The 23,724-nt window shown below is 52.2% G+C and carries 22 protein-coding genes; 13 read left to right on the top strand and 9 right to left on the bottom strand.

Annotation, left to right across the window (positions count from 1 at the left end):
* The first annotated feature begins 31 nt into the window (after window positions 1–31).
* Both yncE and OGY13_RS12485 read left to right on the top strand, forming a co-directional pair.
* On the top strand, window positions 32–1,093 hold the full coding sequence (gene yncE / locus OGY13_RS12480) for a 7-bladed beta-propeller protein YncE (RefSeq protein ID WP_003833093.1): 1,062 nt from the start codon (window positions 32–34) through the stop codon (window positions 1,091–1,093).
* 137 nt (window positions 1,094–1,230) lie between these two features.
* Window positions 1,231–1,452 carry a YgdI/YgdR family lipoprotein gene (locus OGY13_RS12485; RefSeq protein ID WP_003020157.1) on the top strand — a complete coding sequence of 74 codons (222 nt, stop codon included), beginning with the start codon at window positions 1,231–1,233 and terminating at the stop codon, window positions 1,450–1,452.
* Between the two features lie 41 nt (window positions 1,453–1,493).
* Here the strand turns inward: OGY13_RS12485 and ansP are convergent, their stop codons facing one another.
* Complete coding sequence (ansP, locus tag OGY13_RS12490) at window positions 1,494–2,936, bottom strand: L-asparagine permease (protein WP_003833088.1); 1,443 nt, start codon at window positions 2,934–2,936, stop codon at window positions 1,494–1,496.
* Between the two features lie 280 nt (window positions 2,937–3,216).
* Complete coding sequence (locus tag OGY13_RS12495; protein ID WP_213752753.1) at window positions 3,217–4,758, bottom strand: methyl-accepting chemotaxis protein; 1,542 nt, start codon at window positions 4,756–4,758, stop codon at window positions 3,217–3,219.
* A gap of 514 nt (window positions 4,759–5,272) precedes the next feature.
* On the opposite strand from OGY13_RS12495, the gene OGY13_RS12500 reads away from it, so the two are divergent.
* From OGY13_RS12500 to OGY13_RS12525, 7 genes are read left to right on the top strand one after another with little or no spacing between them, the layout of a single operon-like run.
* Window positions 5,273–6,271 carry an MsnO8 family LLM class oxidoreductase gene (locus OGY13_RS12500; protein WP_032943505.1) on the top strand — a complete coding sequence of 333 codons (999 nt, stop codon included), beginning with the start codon at window positions 5,273–5,275 and terminating at the stop codon, window positions 6,269–6,271.
* Window positions 6,271–7,392, top strand: coding sequence for an amidohydrolase (locus OGY13_RS12505; protein ID WP_032943504.1), 1,122 nt, complete (start codon window positions 6,271–6,273; stop codon window positions 7,390–7,392). Before OGY13_RS12500 ends, OGY13_RS12505 begins: the two co-directional genes overlap by 1 nt.
* A gap of 25 nt (window positions 7,393–7,417) precedes the next feature.
* A complete protein-coding gene (locus OGY13_RS25135) occupies window positions 7,418–8,731 on the top strand; it encodes an LLM class flavin-dependent oxidoreductase (RefSeq protein WP_502872398.1) in 1,314 nt (437 codons plus the stop codon).
* A gap of 12 nt (window positions 8,732–8,743) precedes the next feature.
* Window positions 8,744–9,676 carry an ABC transporter substrate-binding protein gene (locus OGY13_RS25140; RefSeq protein ID WP_502873536.1) on the top strand — a complete coding sequence of 311 codons (933 nt, stop codon included), beginning with the start codon at window positions 8,744–8,746 and terminating at the stop codon, window positions 9,674–9,676.
* A gap of 10 nt (window positions 9,677–9,686) precedes the next feature.
* Entirely contained in the window at window positions 9,687–10,196 is a 510-nt protein-coding gene (locus OGY13_RS12515) for a GNAT family N-acetyltransferase (RefSeq protein WP_003833076.1), read from the top strand.
* Between the two features lie 9 nt (window positions 10,197–10,205).
* A complete protein-coding gene (locus OGY13_RS12520) occupies window positions 10,206–11,132 on the top strand; it encodes an amino acid ABC transporter permease (RefSeq protein WP_008784820.1) in 927 nt (308 codons plus the stop codon).
* Window positions 11,116–11,889, top strand: a complete 774-nt coding sequence (locus tag OGY13_RS12525) for an amino acid ABC transporter ATP-binding protein (protein WP_008784819.1) — start codon at window positions 11,116–11,118, stop codon at window positions 11,887–11,889. Before OGY13_RS12520 ends, OGY13_RS12525 begins: the two co-directional genes overlap by 17 nt.
* 35 nt (window positions 11,890–11,924) lie before the next feature.
* Here OGY13_RS12525 and OGY13_RS12530 read toward each other — a convergent pair whose 3' ends face one another.
* Together OGY13_RS12530 and OGY13_RS12535 are read right to left on the bottom strand one after the other, a co-directional pair.
* Window positions 11,925–12,914, bottom strand: a complete 990-nt coding sequence (locus OGY13_RS12530) for a zinc-dependent alcohol dehydrogenase family protein (RefSeq protein ID WP_213752752.1) — start codon at window positions 12,912–12,914, stop codon at window positions 11,925–11,927.
* Window positions 12,915–13,003: 89 nt separating this feature from the next.
* On the bottom strand, window positions 13,004–13,933 hold the full coding sequence (locus OGY13_RS12535; RefSeq protein ID WP_071445647.1) for a LysR family transcriptional regulator: 930 nt from the start codon (window positions 13,931–13,933) through the stop codon (window positions 13,004–13,006).
* Between the two features lie 112 nt (window positions 13,934–14,045).
* On the opposite strand from OGY13_RS12535, the gene OGY13_RS12540 reads away from it, so the two are divergent.
* On the top strand, window positions 14,046–14,663 hold the full coding sequence (locus OGY13_RS12540; protein ID WP_213752751.1) for a glutathione S-transferase family protein: 618 nt from the start codon (window positions 14,046–14,048) through the stop codon (window positions 14,661–14,663).
* 69 nt (window positions 14,664–14,732) lie between these two features.
* Here OGY13_RS12540 and OGY13_RS12545 read toward each other — a convergent pair whose 3' ends face one another.
* Together OGY13_RS12545 and OGY13_RS12550 are read right to left on the bottom strand one after the other, a co-directional pair.
* Window positions 14,733–16,043 (bottom strand): MFS transporter, encoded by a 1,311-nt coding sequence (locus OGY13_RS12545; protein ID WP_008784815.1) that lies wholly within the window; start codon window positions 16,041–16,043, stop codon window positions 14,733–14,735.
* A gap of 74 nt (window positions 16,044–16,117) precedes the next feature.
* On the bottom strand, window positions 16,118–17,314 hold the full coding sequence (locus OGY13_RS12550) for an L-talarate/galactarate dehydratase (protein ID WP_032943493.1): 1,197 nt from the start codon (window positions 17,312–17,314) through the stop codon (window positions 16,118–16,120).
* Window positions 17,315–17,633: 319 nt separating this feature from the next.
* Here OGY13_RS12550 and OGY13_RS12555 point away from each other — a divergent pair, with 319 nt between their 5' ends.
* Both OGY13_RS12555 and pptA read left to right on the top strand, forming a co-directional pair.
* Entirely contained in the window at window positions 17,634–18,638 is a 1,005-nt protein-coding gene (locus tag OGY13_RS12555) for a LacI family DNA-binding transcriptional regulator (RefSeq protein WP_162623432.1), read from the top strand.
* A 34-nt stretch (window positions 18,639–18,672) separates the two neighbouring features.
* Window positions 18,673–18,900, top strand: a complete 228-nt coding sequence (gene pptA / locus OGY13_RS12560) for a tautomerase PptA (RefSeq protein ID WP_032943490.1) — start codon at window positions 18,673–18,675, stop codon at window positions 18,898–18,900.
* A 37-nt stretch (window positions 18,901–18,937) separates the two neighbouring features.
* Here the strand turns inward: pptA and OGY13_RS12565 are convergent, their stop codons facing one another.
* A complete protein-coding gene (locus OGY13_RS12565; RefSeq protein ID WP_057068212.1) occupies window positions 18,938–20,914 on the bottom strand; it encodes an alkyl/aryl-sulfatase in 1,977 nt (658 codons plus the stop codon).
* A 213-nt stretch (window positions 20,915–21,127) separates the two neighbouring features.
* Window positions 21,128–21,700, bottom strand: coding sequence for a flavin reductase family protein (locus OGY13_RS12570; RefSeq protein ID WP_003833054.1), 573 nt, complete (start codon window positions 21,698–21,700; stop codon window positions 21,128–21,130).
* A 157-nt stretch (window positions 21,701–21,857) separates the two neighbouring features.
* On the opposite strand from OGY13_RS12570, the gene nhoA reads away from it, so the two are divergent.
* Entirely contained in the window at window positions 21,858–22,703 is an 846-nt protein-coding gene (nhoA, locus tag OGY13_RS12575) for an N-hydroxyarylamine O-acetyltransferase (RefSeq protein WP_048235350.1), read from the top strand.
* Window positions 22,704–22,761: 58 nt separating this feature from the next.
* On the opposite strand, the gene OGY13_RS12580 is transcribed toward nhoA, so the two are convergent.
* Complete coding sequence (locus tag OGY13_RS12580) at window positions 22,762–23,655, bottom strand: PhzF family isomerase (RefSeq protein WP_137377935.1); 894 nt, start codon at window positions 23,653–23,655, stop codon at window positions 22,762–22,764.
* Window positions 23,656–23,724 lie beyond the last annotated feature (69 nt).

Raw genomic sequence — 23,724 nt, forward strand, 5'->3', positions numbered from 1 at the left:
GTAACAAACGAATTTATCAAAGGGAGTCGTCATGTCTTTACGTCATCTGTTTTCGCCGCGTCTGCGTGGTTCTTTACTGTTAGGTTCACTGCTCGTTGCATCATCTTTTACTACGCAGGCTGCAGAAGAACTGCTGCGCAAAGCCGTCGGCAAAGGCGCCTATGAAATGGCGTACAGCCAGCAAGAGAACGCGCTGTGGCTGGCGACCTCACAGAGCCGCAAACTGGATACCGGCGGGGTGGTTTATCGTCTTGACCCGGTCACCCTCGAAGTGACCCAGGTGATTCATAACGATCTCAAACCATTTGGTGCCACCATCAACAACGCCACGCAAACGCTGTGGTTCGGCAACACGGTAAACAGCGCGGTTACGGCGATGGATGCCAAAACCGGTGCGGTGAAAGGACGTCTGGTGCTGGATGCGCGTAAGCGTTCTGAAGACGTTCGCCCGCTGCAGCCGCGTGAGCTGGTCGCCGATGATGCCACCAACACGGTATACATTAGCGGTATTGGTAAAGAGAGCGTGATTTGGGTGGTGGACGGTGAGACGATCAAGCTGAAGGACACCATCCAGAATACCGGCAAAATGAGCACCGCTCTGGCTGTCGACAGCAAGGCTAAACGCCTGTACACCGCCAATGCCGACGGTGAATTCATTACTATTGACACCGCCACTAACAAAATTCTCAGCCGCAAAAAACTGCTGGATGACGGGAAAGAGCATTTCTTTATCAACCTGAGCCTGGACACAGCGGGCAACCGCGCATTTGTCACCGACTCTAAAGCGGCGGAAGTGCTGGTCATCGATACCCGTAATGGCAATGTACTGGCAAAAGTCGCCGCGCCGGAATCCCTGGCCGTGTTGTTCAACCCAACGCGTAATGAAGCCTACGTGACTCATCGCCAGGCCGGTAAAGTGAGTGTGATCGACGCGAAAAGCTATAAAGTCGTCAAAACATTCGAGACCCCAACGTTCCCGAATAGCCTGGCGCTCTCCGCCGATGGTAAAACCCTGTACGTCAGCGTGAAACAGAAATCTACCCGCGAGCAGGAAGCCACTCAGCCGGACGATGTTATTCGTATTGCGCTATAAAACATCCGGAGGGGGAAACCCCTCCTGTCATTTCTCTAAACCCCACGATACGCCTCGTTACACCCCGCCAGTAGCCCGACCCACTTCAGGGACTTACACTACGCCCTCAACGGCTAACTGAATAACACGGGAATACCATGAAAAAGCCATTTATCTGTCTGTGTGCAGGCGTAATGCTGTTTACCCTGGCAGGGTGTACCACCGATTACGTCATGACGACCAAAAGTGGACAAACCATCACCACCCAGGGTAAACCAAAACTGGATAAAGACACGGGAATGACCAGCTATACCGATCAGGATGGGAATGCGCGGGAAATTAACAGTAACGACGTAGCGCAGTTGATTGAAGCGAACTAAAAAAGAAGGCCTGAAGGGGTAACCTGTCAGGCCTTTTGCCGTTATGGCGCGGTGCGGTGGATTTCCGCGACGCGTTTACGCACGCCGAACCAGCCTGCAACCAGCAGGATGGCAATCAACGGTAATGACGCGATGGTGTAGGTGCCGTTTGGATAGTCAAACGCCATCAGCACCAGCACGCTCAGCAGGAACAGCAGCGTGAGCCACGAGGTAAACGGAGCGCCCGGCAGTTTAAAGCTGACGTCTGCCGTTTTACCTTCTTTTATGGCCCGGCGCAGACGCATCTGACAGACCATGATAAAGCCCCACGACGCAATAATGCCCAACGACGCGAAGTTCAACACGATCTCAAACACCTGCGACGGTACCAGATAGTTCAGAAATACCCCGACGACATAGACGACCAACGTGGCGAGGATCCCCGCCCAGGGTACTTGTTGACGGCTCATTTTAGCCATGAATTTAGGCGCCGATCCGCCCATCGACATGGAACGTAAAATACGCCCGGTGCAGTACAGCCCAGAGTTAAGGCTGGAAAGCGCCGCGGTGAGCACCACAATATTCATGATACTGCCGATATACGGCACGCCCAGTTTGGAGAAGAAGGTAACAAACGGGCTTTGCCCCGCCTGATAGGCATTCCACGGCAGTAACAGAACCAGCAGCACGACAGAACCCACATAGAACAGACCAATACGCCAGATAACGCTATTGATCGCTTTTGGCACCATGGTTTGCGGATCTTTGCATTCTCCAGCAGCGGTGCCCACCAGTTCAATGGAGGCAAACGCAAAAACTACCCCCTGAACCAGTACCAGCGCCGGCAGCAGACCATGTGGGAAGAACCCACCGTTGTCGGTGATCAGGTGAAAACCGGTGGCGTTACCATCCAGCGGCTTTCCAGTGCCTAAAAAGACGGTACCCACCACCAGGAAAATCACAATCGCCAGCACTTTGACCAGCGCAAACCAAAACTCCATCTCCGCGAACCACTTCACGCCGATCATGTTCATGGTGCCAACAATGGCCAGCGCGCCGAGGGCGAACACCCACTGCGGTACATCACCAAATGCGCCCCAGTAATGCATATACAACGCCACCGCGGTGATATCGACAATGCCGGTCATCGCCCAGTTGATGAAGTACATCCAGCCAGCCACATAGGCGGCTTTCTCACCTAAAAATTCACGGGCGTAGGAGACAAAGCTGCCGCTGGAAGGGCGATGTAAAACCAGTTCACCAAGCGCACGCAGTATAAAGAACGAAAAAATACCGCACACCAGATAAACCAGCGCCAAAGCAGGACCCGCCATTTGCAAGCGTGCGCCAGCCCCTAAAAACAACCCGGTACCAATTGCGCCGCCAATGGCGATCATTTGTACCTGTCGATTACCCATCGCTTTGTGATACCCCTCTTCGTGGGCATTCAACCAGCGTCGTTTCGCCGCATGTTGTTCCGCGGCTTGCGTGTTGTTTGTGTTCATTACTTTTCCTGTTGACCTGACAAAAATACAAAATCCTTTTTGCCGCACCTGCTGCGGCGAAAACAGCCTTACCCTTCATTGAGTTATGGGGGAAAACTGCCGGCCGAGCATCCTACATTCAATTGTTCGGTTCCGCAAAGCCCCGATAACAAGAATTCAGCATTTTTGTACAGCCAGCACTGGCGCGGTATGGCCTCGATTCAGCCAATAAAAGAGAAGGGCGTAAATACGTGGAGAGGTGTGCGCTTATCGAGACATTCACCCGATAAGCGCCGTAAGGTTATGCTGATACGCCAAAGACCTGAACGGCCTGCTGTAAGCGCGATGAACGTTGAGTCAGATCGGCGGTAGCATCGGTGACACGCTCCACCATCTCGGCGTTATTGTGTGTCATGGTTCCAACGCGTGAAATCGAATCGTTAATCAGATCCAGCGCCTGGGTTTGCTCACGCGTCGCCAGACTAATATCTTTGATCATCATCGACATCTGCAGGACATCGCCAATCATCCCAGTGAGATGCGTTTCCGTTTGCTCCACCATTTTGACGCCGCTGTTAACGTTGGCGACGTTCTTCTCAATCAGATGTTTGATCTCTTTTGCTGCAGACGCCGAATGCTGCGCCAGATTACGGACCTCTGCCGCCACAACGGCAAAACCACGCCCGGACTCCCCGGCCCGCGCGGCTTCAACCGCGGCATTGAGCGCCAGAATATTAGTCTGGAAAGCAATACTGTCGATAACGCCGATGATGTCGACTATCTGCCCGTTGTCACGCGATATCGCCTGCATCATGGCGATAGTTTGTTTCATAATATCGCCGCCTTCTGCCGCATTGGCGCTGGTTTTATCGGCCATGGTCATAGTATGAGCCGCAGTCTCAGCAGTTTGCTGTACCGCGCTACCAATTTCTTCAATGGCGGCAGCGGTTTGTTGCAGGTCGGCGGAGGTTTCTTCTGAACGCTTGTGCAGCGCCGTACCTTCTTTTGATACCCGCTGACTGATGGCGCGAATACCGGATATTTGCGTACTGACATCATCGACCAGGGAATTCAGATTAAGCCCGGACTGATTAACCAGACGCATCAGCATTCCGATCTCATCCACTCGATTTAAATGACAGTTATCAGGTTTTCTCCCGGATACCACTTTCTTCATTTGCGTCAGTAGCGTATTAACTGGCTGACAAATTTGATACTTAAGGTAAATAGCAAGCATCAGAAATAAGAACAATAACCCTCCCGCCTGAATAAATGGATTAACAGGAGCGAAGAGAAATAGCACAGCGAGCAGGGCGATTACCCCTAAAGAATAATTGACGCGCTGGCTAATGCTCAGCCATTTAAACATTGATGCCCATGACAATATTCCGCGACGAATGATAATGCCTTTAAAAAGACGAAACCCTTTAAGCTGCTGATTATTAATTTTTTGATATAAGCTTTCGCTTTGAGTTATTTCATCGCGCGAAGGAACGGTACGCACCGAGATGTAGCCGGTGAGTTTTTCATTGTGCCAGACTGGCGTAACGTTGGCGCGAACCCAGTAATGGTCGCCATTCTGTCGACGGTTTTTCACCATCCCCGTCCAGCTGTCTCCCTGCTGTAGCGTGTACCACATATCGGCGAACGCCGCGGGAGGCATATCGGGATGGCGAATAATATTATGTGGTTCGCCCATTAACTGGTGTTCGTTAAATCCGCTGGCATCAATAAACGCGGAGTTGGCGTAGGTAATATGACTTTCTTTATCCGTCGTAGAAAGCAGCGTCGCTTTATCGTTAAGTGCGTGCTCAATTTGTGTAACGGGCATGTTACTTTTCATAGAGGTCCCATGGTGCTATGTATAATCCATACAAAAATCCCCGCAATAAAATCGGGGGATATTAAAATCTGTTTTAAACCGTTTTAATAAGAACGTTGCATTCTCTACTAATCATCAATTCTGTGGAAGTAGTTAAAATAAAAATTCCTATGTAAATCATTCATCCTGTGTCATAAAAGTGAAACAATTAATACAAGCGCATAACGTGACAAGTCGTTTAAACTGACTTAACGTAAATCGCGTTAAAAAACCTTTTCGTAAAAAGAAAACTGGCATGAAATGATTTTGATGCTATTACCGTGATGCCAACGACCCTATTATATTTTGTAGGCTATTAATTGCGGGTGTTTTTCTGTTTAGCGTTACAACCAGTACTGGGCGATCCAAATTTTAACCCTGGCAGCGACAGGGGCTGTTATCTACTTTTTAGCTGAGTAAATGTGAATTAAATGTTTCAGTATGGCTATTTGATAAATTAATAATAAAGACATGTTAACAAACATAGGCTCGTAACATGTCATATCGCCTGAGTATTCTGGATAAAAGCCCCATCGGTGAAGGTGAAACTGCCGCGACCGCGCTTTCCCGGACGTTGCGCCTGGCGCAACTGGCAGAAGAGTGGGGGTACCATCGTTTCTGGATCGCGGAACACCATAATACGGCACAGCTGGCCAGCCCATCGCCGGAGCTGGTGATCGCCTGGATCCTCGGGCAAACCCAGCATATCCGCGTAGGTTCCGGCGGCGTAATGCTGCAACATTACAGCCCGTACAAAGTGGCGGAAAACTTCAATCTTCTGGCATCGCTGGCTCCTGGACGTGTTGATCTCGGCGTAGGGAAAGCCCCTGGCGGCTTACCGCTGTCGACCCAGGCGTTACAGCATGGGCTGCATCAGGAAGAAAAAGGCAGTTTTGCCGACCAGCTTTCTTTGCTTAACGATTGGCTGGCGCTGAGCGGAACGGAAAGCGGGGAAACGGTATTCCCGACGCCAATTCCACCGATACCACCGGAAAAGTTTGTACTGGGAGCCAGTGTACAAAGCGCGCAGTTAGCAGCGCAATCCGACTGGAATTTCATCTTCGCAGCGCACCTCAATGGTGACAAAGCGTTATTGCATGACGTTTTGTCCTTCTGGCAGACCCACAGTGCACGCCCGACGATAGTCGCCGTCCAGGTGATTGTGGCTGACAGTTACGACACCGCTGCGCAACTGGCGGAAAACGTACAAATCTGGGGCGTGGAGCTGGAAGATGGTCAACGTGTCACGGTAGCCAGCGAAGAACAGGCGCTGGCGTTTGCCGCTCAGTCTGGCAGCCCACCACGCAAAATCGCGCGTCGTGAGCAGGCGTTGCTACACGGCACCGCTCAGGAGGTGATGGCAAAGCTGAATGCTCTGCATACGCAATTTGGCATTGACGAGTTCATTATCGACACGCCAGTGGCGCAAGGGCATGCGCGTCTGACATCGCTGCGTTTGTTAGCGCAAGCCCATAACGCCGTGGAGGTGCTCTGATGACTCTCGGCTCAACGCTTATCGACTGGCGTCGTGAACTACATCAGCATCCGGAGCTTTCCCTGCAGGAGGAAGCAACCACGGCGCGCATTCACGCCTGGTTGCACGCTGCGGACGTCGACATTCTGCCGTTCGAGCTGAAAACCGGTCTGGTCGTGGAAATTGGTCAGGGAGAAGATGTCATCGCGCTGCGGGCGGATATCGACGCGCTACCGATAGAAGAAAGCGCCGACGTTCCGTTTCGCTCCCTCACGCCGGGCGTGATGCATGCCTGCGGGCATGACGTCCATACCAGCGTCATGCTTGGTGCAGCACTGCTGCTAAAACAGCAGGAAATAACCTTACCGGGGCGAGTACGTATTTTGTTTCAGCCAGCTGAAGAGAGTTTCGGCGGCGCAAAAACGTTGATCCGCGCCGGTGCGCTGCAAAACGTAGCGGCTATTTTCGGTATGCACAATGAGCCCGGTTTGCCGGTGGGCGAATTTGCCACACGCGGCGGCGCATTTTATGCCAATGTCGACCGCTTCGTACTGCGCATTAATGGCAAGGGTGCACATGCGGCGCGTCCGCATGAAGGTAAAGATGCCATCCTGCTCGCCAGCCAGTTGGTAACGGTGCTGCAAAGCGTTGCCAGCCGCGACATAAACACGCTGGATTCTGTGGTGCTCAGCGTGACCCGTATTCAGGGGGGAAACACATGGAACGTACTGCCGGAGTCCGTTGAGCTGGAAGGGACACTCAGAACGCACCGAACCCAGGTACAGCAGCAGGTTAAGGCTCGGGTTAATGACATTGCCGCCGGATTTGCCCACGCCTTTGGCGCACAAATCGACGTAATCTGGCATGCGGGACCAACCGCGTTGGTAAATGATGATCGTTGGGCCGATATTGCCACCGCGGTGGCGAAACAGTCAGGCTATACCACCCACCATGCCGACCTGCATATGGGCGGAGAGGATTTTGCCGTCTACCTGCAAAATACACCTGGCGCATTTGTCAGTATTGGCAGCGCCAGTGAATACGGATTACATCACCCGGGATTCAATCCGGACGAGCGTTTAATTGAACCTGCCGCGCATTACTTTGCACAGTTAGCAAAAACGGCATTTGCACACCTTTAAGTTTACCTGTTGGGTAGGGGTTATTATGGCTGAAAATCGGAAACTACGGCTCGGCACTATTCTACATGGCGCATCGGGAAATATGTCCGCATGGCGCCATCCGGCGGCTCAGGCTGATGCCAGTATTAATTTTGATTTTGTCAAAGAGACGGCGCTTATTGCGGAAAAAGGGAAGCTGGATTTTATTTTTGTCGCCGATGGTCTGTATATTAATGAAAAATCAATCCCACACTTTTTAAATCGTTTTGAGCCGCTGACAGTATTATCCGCTTTGGCCAGTATCACCACGAATCTGGGGCTGGTTGGCACGGTGTCCACATCATACAGCGAGCCGTTTACGACCGCACGGCAGTTCGCTAGCCTGGACCATCTCAGCAAGGGGCGCGCGGGTTGGAACGTGGTGACGTCGCCTCTGGAAGGATCGGCAAAAAACTATTCTCGCGCTCAGCATCCAGAGCATGCCCAGCGTTATCGTATTGCCGATGAATATTTACAGGTAGTGAAAGGGCTGTGGGATTCCTGGGAAGATGATGCTTTTACCCGTAATAAAACAAGTGGGGAATTTTTTAATCCGCAAAAACTGCATACGCTTAATCATCATGGAGATTATTTCCAGGTTGCCGGGCCCTTAAATATTGGGCGTACACCACAAGGTCGTCCGATTATATTTCAGGCGGGCGCTTCAGCAGATGGTAAAAAATTAGCGGCGCAGCATGCTGATGCCATTTTTACCCATCAGGAGTCGCTGGCAGAGGCTAAAGCTTTCTATCAGGATGTAAAAAGCCAGCTGGAAGTCGCCGGACGACATCCCGAACAACTGCATATATTCCAGGGCGTCAGCGTTATTGTTGGCGACAGCGCAGAAGACGTTGAGCAGCAGTATCAGACTACCGCTGCGCTGGTCTCCGTTACTGACGCGCTGAACTATCTTGGCCGCTACTTTGAACATCATGATTTTGCCCAATATCCGCTGGACGCACCGTTCCCAGATCTGGGCTCTCTCGGACAAAACAGCTTTCGCAGTACGACTGATGAGATCAAACGCAATGCACGCGAGCGTGGTTTAACACTTCGTCAGGTTGCTCTGGAAGCGGCCAGTCCACGTCCGCGTTTCAGCGGCACGCCACAACAGGTTGCCGACGGCCTGCAGCAGTGGTTCGACGAAAAAGCCGCAGACGGTTTTATCATCCAGGGCGGAACGCCGGATACCTTCCCGCGTTTTGTCGAACAGGTTGTCCCCGTGCTTCAGGCGCGCGGCCTGTTCCGCCATGAATATCCCGGTACGACCCTGCGCGCAAGCCTGGGATTAGCGACACCTGCAAATCAATTCACACAATAAGAGAAAAACGCTATGCAGAAAAAATCAGTATTTCTCGCGCTGTCACTGGCTTTAAGCGCGACCGTTTGGGCAAATGAGGTGACGATTAACGGCACCGGCGTAAGCCTGGAAGCCAATAAAGCGCCGATCAATACAGCAAAGAATCCGCAGGCGATTGCGCAGTTGCCCGCAAACCTGCACCTGGCCGTACCGGGTAAATTCACCGTGGCGATTGCCGGGCTCAGCCAGCCGCCGCTGACCGTCTTTGCCGATGACAATAAAACGCTGATCGGCAGCGAGGCGGATATTGCGCGTCTGGTGGCTGACAGTTTGGGGCTGGAACTTAACGTTGTACCTACGTCATGGGAAGACTGGCCGCTGGGCGTCACTTCCGGCAAATACGATGCCGCGATCAGCAATATTACCGTCACCAAAGCACGCAAAGAAAAATTCGATTTCGCGACGTATCGGAAGGACTCTCTTGGCTTTTATGTCAAAACCGGTAGCAAGCTGAAGAAAATCGAGCAGGCGGAAGATATCGCAGGACTACGCATTATTGTCGGTTCGGGGACTAACCAGGAAGCCATTCTGTTGGCCTGGAACGATGAGAACGTGAAGAAAGGGTTACAGCCGTTTACGCCGGTGTATACCAAAGATGATGCCGCGCAAACCCTGGCCCTACAGTCGGGCCGCGCCGATGCCTACTTCGGTCCTAATGTAATCGGCGCGTGGAAAGCTGCACTCAACGGTAAAACGCAATTAGTGGGTAGCGTTGATGGCGGTTGGCCAAAAGCGGCACATATCGCTGTGACGCTGAAAAAAGACAGCGGCCTGGTTCTGCCGGTACAAACCGCCCTCAACGGCGTGATTGGCAACGGCGACTATGACAAGGTGCTGAATCGCTGGGGAGAAGGGGGGGAACGCATTCCACACTCTGAAATCAACCCGGCCGGTTTAGGCGACTAAGGAGGTCATCGTGAGCGATCAATTTCGCGTGCTCTCACCGGAAGCCAGCGAGCTGCAGCCCATTTTGAACGGTCTGTTCGGTGAATATGCCGCCCGCTATGGCGATTACTTTTCTCGCGACGCTGAAGTGGAACTGACCGAATGGTATCTGGCGCCGCAGGGACTTTTTGTGGTACTGGAGCGCCGCGGCGAAATTATCGCCACCGGGGCTTACAAACCTTACGATAAAGATACCGCCGAGATTAAGCGCATCTGGACAAAAAGCAGCCTGCGTCAGCAGGGGCTGGCGGCGCGCGTGGTGCAGGAACTGGAACGTAGAGCGCTGCTCGCAGGCTACAGCCGGATTTATCTGACCACGGGATTTCGCCAGCCGGAGGCCGTCAGACTTTATTTAAGCCAGGGCTACGATCCGCAATTTGATACGACGCGCGATCCCGAAGAGTACAGTCTGCCGCCGTTTGATGGACGGCTGCGCTTTACCAAACTGCTGACTATTGCCGGTCAGGCCAGAATCGCCTGAGGAGAGAAAATGAAAACGACAGATAGCATTAGAGTCGTACCGGCACGTTATCCCATGCGTACCGTAGGCGCGGTCATTGCCTTATTTGCCCTTGCGGTAATTCTCCAGTCCGTGGCGTTTAATCCGCGCTGGGAATGGAGCGTGTTTGCCCGCTGGTTCTTTGATCCGGTTATCTTGTCCGGCCTCGGGCAAACGCTGTTACTGACGCTGATCGGGACGCTGTTGAGTATTGTCATCGGCGGTCTGCTGGCGTTGGCGCGGCTTTCATCTTCCTGGCTGTTGAACGGTCTGGCATGGGGATACATCTGGCTGTTTCGTTCGTTACCGCTGATTGTGGTGCTGATCGTTTTGTACAACTTCTCCTATCTGTACGACACGTTGACGATTGGTATTCCGTTTACTCCCATTCAGTGGGGAAGTTTTGAGACCATCAATGTACTCGGTCAGTTTTCCACTGCGGTGGTTGGCCTGACGCTGGTGCAAAGCGCCTATACCGCTGAAATTATTCGGGGTGGATTTTTAGGGGTCGATCACGGTCAGTACGAGGCAGCGGCAGCACTGGGCTTACCAGCAGGGCGACGTACGCTGCGGATTATTCTGCCGCAGGCGCTGCGCACCATTTTGCCTGCTGGATTCAATGAAATCATCAGCCTGGCGAAAGGGACGGCGATGGTATATGTGCTGGCAATGCCGGAGCTGTTCTACACCATCCAGATGATATATAACCGCACGCAGGAAGTGATCCCGCTGCTGATGGTGGGTGCGGTGTGGTATCTGGTGATCACCAGCGTCCTGTCGTTAATTCAGCACCTGGTTGAACGTGCGTTGGCACGCAGCGAACGACGTTCAGCGATCAACACAGCCCGGGTGAGTCGTGCAGAAAAACGCAGTCGTCAACGTCCACAGCAGGAGGCCGTCCATGTCCCGCTCGCCTGAAGGCCATATTTCTATTACCGGCGTTAGCAAATACTTTGGTCGCCACAAAGCGCTGGATAATGTGTCGCTGGAGATCCCTCCCGGTACGGTAACGGTTATTCTTGGCCCGTCCGGTTCAGGGAAATCCACACTCTTGCGGACCATCAACCATCTGGAACGCGTCGATGAGGGGTTTATTCAAATCGATGGCGATTACATTGGCTATCGTCGGCAGGGAGACAAGCTGTATGAGCTGAAAGAGGCGGAAATTTTGCGCCAGCGTGTTAACGTCGGCTATGTGTTCCAGAACTTTAATCTGTTCCCGCACTTAACGGTTCTGGAGAATCTGATTGAAGCGCCCATTGCGCACGGACTGGCAACGCGTAAAACCGCCACCGAGCGGGCATTAACTCTGCTTGATGCGGTAGGGTTACGGAATAAAGCCGATGCCTGGTCGCGCCACTTATCCGGAGGTCAGCAGCAGCGTATCGCTATTGCCCGTGCGCTGGCATTAAATCCGCGCGTCATGCTGTTTGATGAGCCTACATCTGCACTGGATCCTGAACTGGTCGGTGAAGTACTGGATGTCATTAAAGCGCTGGCGAAGTCGGGAACCACGCTGGTTGTGGTAACGCATGAGATTGGCTTCGCCCGGGAAGTGGCGGATCAGGTGGTGTTTATGGTCGATGGCAAAATCATCGAGCAGGGCAGCAGCGAGCAAGTGCTGAATCATCCACGCCACACGCGCACTCAGCAGTTTTTGTCGAAAGTGCTTTGAGACACATTGCGGCACAAGGCTGTGCCGCACAGAGGTTACAGAGTGACGACGATTTTGCCTACCTGGCCGTTGGCTTCCATGTATTGATGTGCTTCGACGATATCATCAAAGGCAAAGGTTTTATCAATCAGCGGCTTGAGCTGGCCAGACTGCAATCCTTCAAAGATAAACTGTTTCGCCCGCGCAAGTTTTTCTGCGTCCGTGGTGATTTCGAAAATCTCATAGCCGCGGAAGGTCAGATGACGACCGAGTATCTCAATGACCGGGATAGAAAGGTCACGTGAATCAAGCGAACCATACTGGAAAAAGAGCCCACCGGCTGGCATCACTTGGGCAATTTTTGCCACCGCTGGGCCACCGACCGGATCGAACACCACGCGGGTTCCTTTACCCTCAGTAATCCGCTGAATCTCGGCCACCAGATCCTGCTCCTGGCTTGCAATAACCTCTGCCGCGCCCAGTTGCAGCAACTGATCACGTTTCTCACTGGTCCGTGTCATCGCAATCGGTTTTGCTCCCCGCATGTTAACAATCTGAATTGCCGCCAGTCCGACGCTGCTGGAAGCAGCATTGATCAGCACGTTATCACCGGGCTTAATATCCGCATATTCAACCAGCGCACCGAAAGCGGTCACATACATCATCCAGCTGGCAGCAGCCTCGGTAAAGCTCAGGTTTTGTGGATGCTTTACGACCGCGTGAGCGGGGGCATTAACGACTTCACCATACATTCCATATTGATGAAAGCTGAATGCCGGGATGACGCTAACGTAATCGCCAGGTGCAAACTCACGTACGTTGTCTCCCACTGATTCAATGACTCCGGCAGCTTCATAACCCAGTCGCGCCGGGAAATTGGGTTGGTAAATATACTGTCCGGTGCGGTACATAACTTCCGCACGGTTGATACCAATAGCCCGCACGCGGATCTGAACCTCATTTGCATCAGGCGCGCGAACCTGCATCTCCTGAATCTTCAGGACTTCAGCGCCACCAATTTGATTAAAAACTACGACCTTAGACATAGCAGACCTCTGTAAATTGTTCTGTATTGGGTCTGCACAATTTAACGACTCAGATGAGAGTGAAAAACCGTTGTTGCGGAACTTCACTATTACTTATTTTGTAATAATCCCTGAAGTCGCGGTTTTTGTTGGCTAAAAAGTTCGCATAACCAGTCAATGAATACCCGAACCCGAGGGGCGAGATGACGTCTGTCCGGGTAAAGCACCGAAACTGGTTTTGATTCTCCGGTATAATCGGCCAGCACCTCAACAAGCTGGCCTGACTGAAGATAGGGCGCAAGGACAGCATGAACGCCACGTATAATGCCGAGTCCAGATAAGCAGCCGGTCAACAGAATATCGGAGTTATCAACGCTTATCCGCCCTGCGGGGGTGAACGATTCGGTTTTACCTCTGTTGACGAAGGTCCATTCCAGCGCTTCGCGATGACGCTCGCTAAAAAAGTTAAGCGCCTGGTGTCGGGATAAATCCTCTGGTACCTGCGGCACCCCCTGTTTTTGCAGATAATCCGGTGAAGCACAGGTCACCATTTTGACCTCACCAAGCCGCCTGGAGATCAAGGTCGAATCTTGTAGCTCGCCAATACGGATCATGCAGTCGATGCCTTCGGCAAGCATATCGATTCTACGGTCGGTGGAGGTGAGCACCATCTCGATGTCAGGATACCGCGACTGGAAATCTTTCAGCGCAGGAACTAACACGGAGTGCGCCAGCGACAGAGGTGCATTAACCCTGAGTTTTCCGCGTGGCGGGCGAGTTGGCGAGAAAGAAGCCATGATGTCATCAACGTCACTGAGCAGTATTTTTGTGCGTTGGTAAAAAGCATCACCTTCTTCTGTCAGACTCACTTTACGAGTCGTGCGGTTAAGCAACTTTGCCCCCAGGTCGTCTTCAAGATGTTGGATAGCTTTGGTGACCGCAGGGCGGTGCAGGTGTAACACATCTGCGGCTCTGGCAAATCCACCTTGCTCAACAACCTGTACAAAAATGTTCATGTATTCAAACATACTGGAACGCATTGCTTATTCTCTCCCGGTATTCGACCATTGTTATTATGAAAGTAATAATCATGTCTGCATAGGTTGCCGAATGCTGCTCTACACTTAGGGTTTTAACGTTGGGGGTTGCAGCATGATTAAGGTCTATGGGGTACCGGGCTGGGGATCGGCCATCAGTGAAGTGATGCTCACACTGGCGGAGATCCCTTACAGCTTTATTGATGTGGACGGTTTTGACAGCGATGGTCCTTCGCGGGAGTTGCTTAAAACAATGAATCCGCTATGCCAGGTGCCCACGCTGGTACTGGAAAATGGCAGCGTGTTGACGGAAACGGCGGCGATCGCGCTGATGATCCTCGATCGTCGCCCCGAACTTTCACCACCCGTTGGACACGCCGAACGCCAGCAGTTTCAGCGTCTGCTGATATGGTTGGTGGCAAATGTCTATCCCACGTTTACCTATGCCGATTATCCTGACCGATGGGTACCGGACGCCCCGGCGCAGTTGAAAAAGAGCTGCATTGAGTACCGTAAATCCCTCTATATGTGGCTGAACAACCAGCTAAGCGCCGAGCCGTACGCATTTGGGGATCAGCTAACACTGCTGGACATTTACATTGCCGTTATGCGCACCTGGGGACCAGGGCATGACTGGTTTCAGGACAACACGCCGAATATTAGCGCCATCGCCGATGCGGTTTGTCAGCATCCGAGGCTGCGTACCGTACTGAAAAGCAATAAGATTATTTGAGTAAAAAACGCTGTTCCGCAGGAGTGCAAATCCCGGAACAGCGGGCGAACTATCGCCATAAGTTTTAAATTACGCGACAGAAGGGGTCAGCGTAATACGATCCAATGGACCCACGATAAACAGATAAGAAATCAGGCCAATCAGCCCCATCGAACCGACGTACAGAATGGCGTAATCAAAAGACTGGGTATTCGCCAGAATGATGCCGATCACCAGTGGCGTGATGATACTGGCCATATTGCCGCACATATTGAAAACGCCACCTGCAATACCGAGCACTTCTTTTGGCGAGGTATCGCTAAGTACGCACCATCCCAGATTGCCAAAACCTTTGGCGAAAAACGCCAGACTCATCGCCGCGATCACCACAAATTCTGACGAGGTGTAGTTGGCGATAACGATGACGCAGGAAAGCAGCATTCCGCAGATAACCGGCAGCTTACGGGCAATCGTCAGGCTGTAGCCGCGCTTTAAAAGCCAGTCGGAGAAAACACCGCCTAATAATCCACCGATAAAACCGGCAATGGCAGGGATACTGGCGACAAACCCCACTTTGAGGATCGACATGCCTTTCGCCTGATACAGATAAGTAGGGAACCAGGTCAGGAAGAACCAGGTAATGGATGTCACGCAGAACTGTCCGATATATACGCCAATCATCATGCGGTTGACGCAGACGCTTTTAATTTGCGCAAAGGTAATCTTCTGTGGTTCTTTTTTATTACCCAGCGACGGTTCACCACCGCCTTCCCGAATATAGTCAATTTCCTGCTGGTTCACCTTTGGATGATGCATAGGGTCTCTGACTTTGACCAACCAGAAGATGCCAAGAATAACGCCTATTGCCCCAATGTAATAAAACACAAAGTGCCAACTGAGATTATGCAAAATAATCGTCATTAGCGGCGTAATAATCCCTAACGAGATATATTGCGCGGCCTGATAGACAGAGGTAACAAAGCCCCGTTCGTTATTAGGAAACCACTGCACGCTTAATCGGCTATTGGCCGGAAAGGCCGGAGCTTCAATCGCACCCATCAGTAATCGTAAGATAATCAATACGACAAGCGGGCTGGCGTACAGATAAATGGTGCCCTGAAACATAGTCACCAGCGACCAGCCAATCAGTGCGCAGCCGTATACCAGACGCGAGCCATAGCGATCCAGCAGCCAGCCGCCGGGTAGTTGCATAATGACATAAGAAATACCGAAGGCAGAAAAGGCCAGCCCCATTGCTTCAGGATCAAAACCTAATTCTTTGCTCATAATCGGCGCCACGACGGATAACGTCGCGCGATCGGCGTAATTAAATACGGTCGCAAGAAACAGAAATATCAGAATGCCGTAACGCACTTTTGTACGCTTTATTATTGTGTTCATCACCCACTCCTTTCATAAGGTTGAGAGCGTTTTTGTAGGGGAGGATGGCGGGTATTGCTTACCCGCCAAATTAATTAAGGACGTTTGCCAAACTCGCAGGTTAATTGCGTCCAGCGGCGCGCCTGCTCGCTGATGCTGAAGCCCAGACCGTGACGATCGGAAACCCACATCCGGCCATCGCGCAGCTCAAGTTGTTCGTTAAATAACGGGTTCAGCCATTCAAAATGCTCCAGCCATGGCTCAAGCGGATAAGCGGCGGACAGATGCAGGTGAACTTCCATAGCGAAGTGTGGAGCCAACTTGCGACCATGTTTAGCCGCCAGGTCCATAATTTTCAGGAACGGTGAAATCCCTCCCACACGCGGTGCATCGGGCTGCACAAAATCGCTGGCATTGCCGAGGATCAGCTGTTCATGTTCGCGGAAGCTGGTCAGCATTTCACCGGTGGCAATCGGGGTATCAAGCGCGGCGGCCAGTTGGGCGTGGCCTTCAACATCGTAGGCGTCCAGCGGCTCTTCAATCCAGATTAGATTGAACTGCTCCATTTTACGTCCCATACGGATGGCGGTTTCCCGATCCCACTGCTGATTGGCATCGACCATTAGCGGGAAGTCATCCCCCAGCGCTTCACGCACCGCGGTTAAGCGGCGAATATCCTCGGCGCAGTTTGGCTGACCAACCTTGAGTTTGATACCACCAATGCCGTTTTCACGGGAAATAACCACGTTTTTTAGCACCTGATCCAGCGGCGTATGCAGGAATCCGCCGGAGGTGTTGTAGCACTGCACGGAGTCCCGATGCGCGCCAAGCAGTTTTGCCAGCGGCAATCCTGCACGCTTGGCTTTCATATCCCATAATGCGATATCGATAGGGGAGATGGCCTGTACCGCCATGCCGCTGCGCCCCACGGAAGCGCCAGCCCACAGCAGCTTGGTGTAGATCTTGTCAATATCGTTTGGATCTTCGCCTAACAGGTTATCGGCAATTTCTTTGGCATGCGCATAGATTCCCTGGCCGCCAGCCCGCTTGGAGTAACTAAATCCCACGCCTTCAAACCCGTCGCGGCTGCGGATCTCGGCGATGATTATGGCGACTTCAGTTAGCGGTTTCTGGCGACCGGTGAGCACTTTGGCATCGCTCACGGGTGTTGCCAGAGGAAGGAAAGCCAGAGACAGTTTTACCCATTCAATACGGTCACCGGTTTCTGCTGCGGTTTTAGCGTTAGCCGATTTGGCATAGGTCACGGCATCGGAATTGGCACTTAAAGACATATTGTTCTCTCCTGGTGATAACAAATGATTGCGCTATCATTTTTAATGTTAGCGCAATCACTGTGCCAGCGAATTGACTGCGATTTGAACAATTGCTCACAAATTCAGAGAGAGAAGGGTGGTAAATTATAAACGACGTCACATTCCAGTACTTTATGGAGAAATGCACAAATCATTGTGATTGCGCTATCATTTTGAGTGGCGATAATTAACTAAGCTGCTGTTTTCCCTGCGTTATCACTGAGCAACGCTGGCAATAGCCAAAATCATGATGAATAATGCCAGCATAAATCAGCGATTTTTGACAAGGGCATCGACAGTGAAAAATCCCAAACCACCGCGCGCTCCCACGCTGGAAGATGTTGCCCGTACCGCGGGATTGTCACCCATGACGGTGAGCAGGGCGTTGAATACCCCGCAGCTGGTGCGCCCGAAAACGGTTGAAAAAGTGATGCAGGCGGTGCGCGCCACCGGCTATATTCCCAACGCACTGGCTGGGGGACTGGCGTCGCGTCGCAGCAAGCTTATCGCCGTGGTTATTCCGCAAATTAACAACAATATGTTTGTCGATACCATCCAGTCATTAAGTGATGAACTGGCAGAACGCGGATACCACATTTTGCTCTGCGTGTCGGGTTATACGCCGCAAACAGAGGCGGAGCTGGTGGCGACGCTGCTTTCTCGTCGCCCGGATGGTGTAGTACTCACCGGTATTCATCATACCGCTGAGCTGAAAAAAGTGATTCTTAATGCGGCCATCCCGGTCGTGGAAATCTGGGATTTAACCCCAACACCCATCGATATGCTGGTCGGTTTTTCGCATGAAAAGGTCGGGCAAGCGGTGGCAGACTATCTGCTGAATAAAGGCTATCGACGTCCGGGGTTGTTATGGACTGCCGATCGCCGGGCAGGCCAGCGTAAACAAGGACTTTGCGATGCGTTGAGTCGTCATGGTATTGCTGCTGACGCACAGGTGGACGTCCCGCTACCGGCCTCTCTGGCATTGGGACGCACTGGATTAACGCAGCTATTGGCGGAGCGCGAGTTTGATGTCATTGTCTGTAGCTCTGATACGCTAGCCCAGGGGGCGATCATGGAGGCCGAAAGTCGCGGTATACGCGTGCCGCAAGAGTTGGCGGTAATCGGTTTTGGCGATCTGGATTTTGCTGCCAGCAATCGGCCCGCCATCACCACCGTCAGCGTCGACAGACGGGCCATCGGGCAACGTGCTGCCTCACTGCTTGCCGATCGTATCGAACAAATTCCGCGTGAAGACGATATTATTGATGTCGGTTTTCATCTGGTAGAACGAGAGTCCGCATAAGTTACCTGCAACCCAAAACAATAAGGAATCTGCTATGCCGCACGTTGATATTAAATGTTTTCCTCGCTCTCTTACCGACGAACAGAAAACCGCCCTGGCGGCGGATATTACCGAGGTTATTATTCGTCATTTGCAAAGCAAAGACAGTTCAGTCAGCGTGGCGCTCAATGAAGTTGAGCCAGAGGCGTGGCAGGCCGTGTGGGATAAGGAAATTGTGCCGCAGATGGCGAGATTAATTAAAAAACCTGGCTACAGTATGTAAGAAAAAACGGGCGGATTTCCGCCCGTTTTCGTTGTGCTTATGGCGTAACGATGTTGAACCAGAATTCGAATTTATCCATATAGCCGAGCATGGCATCAAGCTTGGCGCCGTCACCGGTTATCTTCACGTCACCGCTGTCTTGTGCCTGTTTCAGCGTCACTTCCTTGAGGATGATTTTGTTCAGCGTATCGCGATTAAGCGTGATCGTAGCATCGGCATCTTTCGCTTCGGCATTGGCGGTATGGTTCAGGACGCCATTCTCCAGCTCAAGCTTATATTTACCGCCATCACTGCCAAGATCGATGTTAAACACCGACTTCGCATCACCTGCTTTTTGTCCGTTAATATGCACTGCCAGATAATCGAAGAACATTTCCGGTGTCATAGCACGAACGGTATCCGGGCTGGCGGTATTCGGGGTTGGGCCTTTGACCACGCCGTTACGCAGCTCTTGCGCGCCGGTCAGGTAGAAGTTACGCCACGGGCCGGATTCAGCCTGATAACCCAGTTGCTCAAGCGCATCTGCTTCCAGATTACGTGCGGCCTGGTTATTTGGATCGGCAAACACGACTTTGCTTACCACCTGTGCCACCCAGCGGTAGTTGCCCTGGTCATAGTCTGCTTTTGCTTTCTGCAAAATGGCGTCCGCACCACCCATGTAGTCGACAAATTTCTTCGCAGACTCTTCCGGCGGCAGCTCATCCAGCGTTGCCGGGTTGCCGTCAAACCAGCCGAGATAGAGCACATAGGTCGCTTTTACGTCATGGCTCACGGAACCATAGTAACCGCGGTTAGCCCAGGTATGTGCCAGTGAGTCCGGCAGCTTAAAGTTGGCAGCGATTTCATCGCGGGTCAGACCTTCGTTAGCCATGCGTAGCGTCTGGTCGTTGATGTAACGATACAGATCGCGCTGACTTTTCAGCAGGCTGACCACCTTGTCATTACCCCAGGTTGGCCAGTGGTGCTGCGCCATCAGCACCTCGGCTTTATCACCCCAGCGCACAATCGCTTCGTTGATGTATTTGGACCACGGCAGCGGCTCACGAATTTTGGCTCCGCGCAGGGAGTAGGTGTTGTGCAGGGTGTGGGTAACATCTTCTGCGGATTCAATCAGTTTCTTCTCTTCGATGTACCACAGCATTTCCGACGGTGCTTCGGAACCCGGGGCCAGCATGAAGTCATAGGTCAGGCCATCGATGACCTCTTTTTGTCCATCTTTCTCAATGATATTTGTTGGCGCAATCAGGGTAACGGTTCCCGCGGAGGTCGTGGTTCCCAGTCCCGCGCCGACCTGGCCTTTGGCATCAGGTTTGAGTAGGTTGCCGTACATGTAGCTCGCGCGGCGGCTCATGACGTTACCGGCCATGATATTCTCAGCGACCGCGGCTTCCATAAAGCCGGCTGGCGCATAAACTTTCACTTTGCCCGCTTTAACGTCGGCTTCATCGACAACGCCGCGTACGCCGCCGTAATGGTCAACGTGGCTGTGGGTATAAATCACTGCAACAACCGGTTTTTTACCGCGGTTTTTAAAGTAAAGATCCATCCCGACTTTGGCCGTTTCTGCCGAGACCAGCGGGTCAACAACGGTGATGCCTTCTTTACCTTCAATAATGGTCATGTTTGACAGATCGAGGTTACGAATCTGGTAAACGCCATCCGTTACTTCAAACAGCCCGCTGATGTTGATCAACTGAGATTGACGCCACAGGCTCGGGTTTACCGTATCCGGGGCTTTATCGCCTTCTTTGATGAACGCGTACTGCTGCGGATTCCAGATAACATTTCCCTGCTCGCCCTTGATCACGTCCTGCGGGAGTGGGGCGATAAAGCCTTTGTGGGCGTCGGTAAAGTCGGTGTTATCGGAGAAGGGCAGTTGATTGTAAAGCGCGTTGTTGGCTTGTTGCGTGGCGGCTGTAGCGTCTTTGGGGGCTTCAGCGGCCATAAGGGGAACAGAAAACGATGTGAGTAACCCAGCAAGTATAAAACTTTGTGCGATTCTATTAAGTTGCATCGTAAAACCTCTCTGACACTTCAAAAGTACAGTTGGGGATGCTGCTTTGACGGATAGCGTTTTGATTAGGTATTTGAGTTAGTGCAAGATTAACTATAATTCACATGAATGATTAGGCAAGGAAGGCAGAGTAATTTATCTAACTGGTTTTTCAGAAGTTTTAAGAAAACAGTTGCGGATGACAGAGCAGAACTGCCATCCGTTAGCATACTATCATTCACCTGCGATAATGCGTTTCCCGCTGGAGATAAACGTTCCTGCCCCAAGGTGATGCAGAGTATTGAGCTTGCCATCATCAAACTGCCAGCGTCCTTCCACGAAGGCTCGCTCATCAGCGGCAGCGGAGACCACTTCCCCAAACAGAGTGTCATATTTTTCCTGTGCCGCCGTGGCTGGCAACAGGCGACACTCCATCCAGGCCAGACATTTCGCTTCTATCAGCGGTAAACCTAGCACGGGTCCTTGCACCACGGGAATGCCGTAACAGTTGAATTTATCTTCCACGCGACCGGAAACGCTGCCTACGGCCCAGGTCCAGTTGACGGCGGCGATACCCGGAATAACGATGCCGAATTTACCGCTACGTTCAATGAGATCCCGCGACCAGGCGGTCTTATCAACAACAATTGCTACCCGCGGCGGCTCAAATTCCACGGGCATTGACCATGCCGCAGCCATCACATTTCGCCGCTCGGTATGCTCATCCCGGCTGGTTATCAATATCGTTGGGCCATGATTGAGTAGCCGGCTGGCATGTTTTAATTCGATCGGACGAAAATGGCTCATGGATGCTCCTTGGCTGAGAGATAACACACCACAATAAACATAGATATTAACGGTATTAGCGATTTTGTCGCCTCACAGGAATTAACAACGCACAAAATCGACAGCGTAAAACGAAAAATACGTTATAAGTACTGCATTAATCGAACAGGAACTCCGTATGACGCCTTTTTTAACCGCTTATTTTGCCCGTATTGGCTGGTCAGGTTCGGCCAACGTCAACCTTGAAACCTTGCAAGCGCTACATCTACTGCACAACAGCGCAATTCCCTTTGAAAACCTGGATGTATTACTGCCAAGAGAGATGCAGCTTGACGATTTGTCGCTGGAAGAGAAGCTGGTAACGGCGCGTCGTGGCGGTTATTGCTTTGAACAGAATGGCGTGTTTGAGCGCGCGTTACGCGAAATCGGTTTTAACGTACGTAGCCTTCTCGGTCGCGTAGTACTGGCAAATCCGTCAAGTCTGCCGCCGCGCACGCATCGTTTGTTGCTGGTTGAATTGCAGGGAGAGCAGTGGATCGCCGACGTTGGCTTTGGCGGGCAAACTCTGACAGCACCAATTCGTCTGCAGGCCAACACTGAGCAGAAGACGCCACACGGCGAATATCGGCTGATTCAGGAAGGTGAAGATTGGATCCTCCAGTTCCGTCATCACGAACACTGGCAGTCAATGTATCGTTTCGATCTGGTCGTGCAGCATCAGAGCGATTATCTGATGGGCAACTTCTGGTCCGCACACTGGCCGCAATCACATTTTCGCCATCATCTGCTGATGTGCCGTCATCTGCCCGACGGCGGGAAATTAACGTTAACCAATTTTCACTTTACCCATTATCAGGATGGACATGCGGTAGAGCAGATTAATTTGCCTGACGTCGCCAGTTTGTATGCGTTGTTGCAAGAACGATTTGGACTGGGTGTGGATGACGTGAAGCATGGATTTACCGAAGATGAGCTGGCGACGGTCATGGCGGCGTTTGATACGCATCCGGAGGCGGGGAAATAGGGGCATCGGAATTAATGCCGGATGCGGCGTCATCGCCTTATCCGGCCTACAGGAACAATTAAAAATCTATCGCCCATTCTGCGTGAAACAGGATCACCGCCGAACCGGTAATGGTGACTTTTTCCGGCTGGTTTTCACGGATAGTCACCGTCACATCAACAATCCCGTCGCGCCCGAGCGCACGGCCCTGATGCCCCTGAACACGTAACGTTTTCCCATCATGCGCCATCAGCCCATGGTGGACCAGCCACGCGCCCATTGGACCGTTGGCATTGCCGGTAACCGGGTCTTCCACAATACCAATAGCAGGTGAAAACATGCGGCCATCAGTGGCATTTTCGCCCTCGCGGATTTGAAAAGGGAAAAAGCCGTTACAGCCAATTTGCTGGCTGATGGCGGTCAAAGCCGGTAAATCAGGGGAAAGGGCGTCTAGGTCCACCTCGGGTTTCAGTGGAATCATCACTTTCGAATGTCCGGTCGTGGCAACCTGAATGGGTAAGCCTGCCAGCATATCGTCTTCGCTCAGGTGCAGCGCATCGAGAATCGCAGTACGAACAGCGCCCTCCAGCGGAGGTTCAAAACCCGGTTCACCTTGCTCAAGGCTAATGCGATAGTCGTTCCCGGTAGCGTCAATATCCACCCGATGACGTCCGGCCAGCGAGGTTTGCCAGACCGTGCAGTTGCCCAGACCCAGCACCTTAGCCCGCACATAATGCGCGGCGACGGTAGCATGCCCACAGATAGGAACTTCGACCGTCGGGGTGAAATAGCGGATGCGAACATCGCTGTCGTCACTGGTCAGCAGAAATGCGGTTTCTGAATGACGCAGCTCGCGAGCGATGAGCTGCATCTGCGCGTCACTCAGTCCATCAGCATGTAAAACCACACCTGCTGAGTTGCCGCGAAAAGGGACCGAGGTAAAGGCATCGACGTGGTAAACCTGTGGTTTCATTAGTGTTCTCCCTGAAATGGAGAAGCATCATAACGTACAAAAAGCGGGATAGCGATGCAGGCCCGGTAA

This window comes from Citrobacter sp. Cpo045 (assembly GCF_030332875.1).
GTDB lineage: Bacteria > Pseudomonadota > Gammaproteobacteria > Enterobacterales > Enterobacteriaceae > Citrobacter > Citrobacter portucalensis.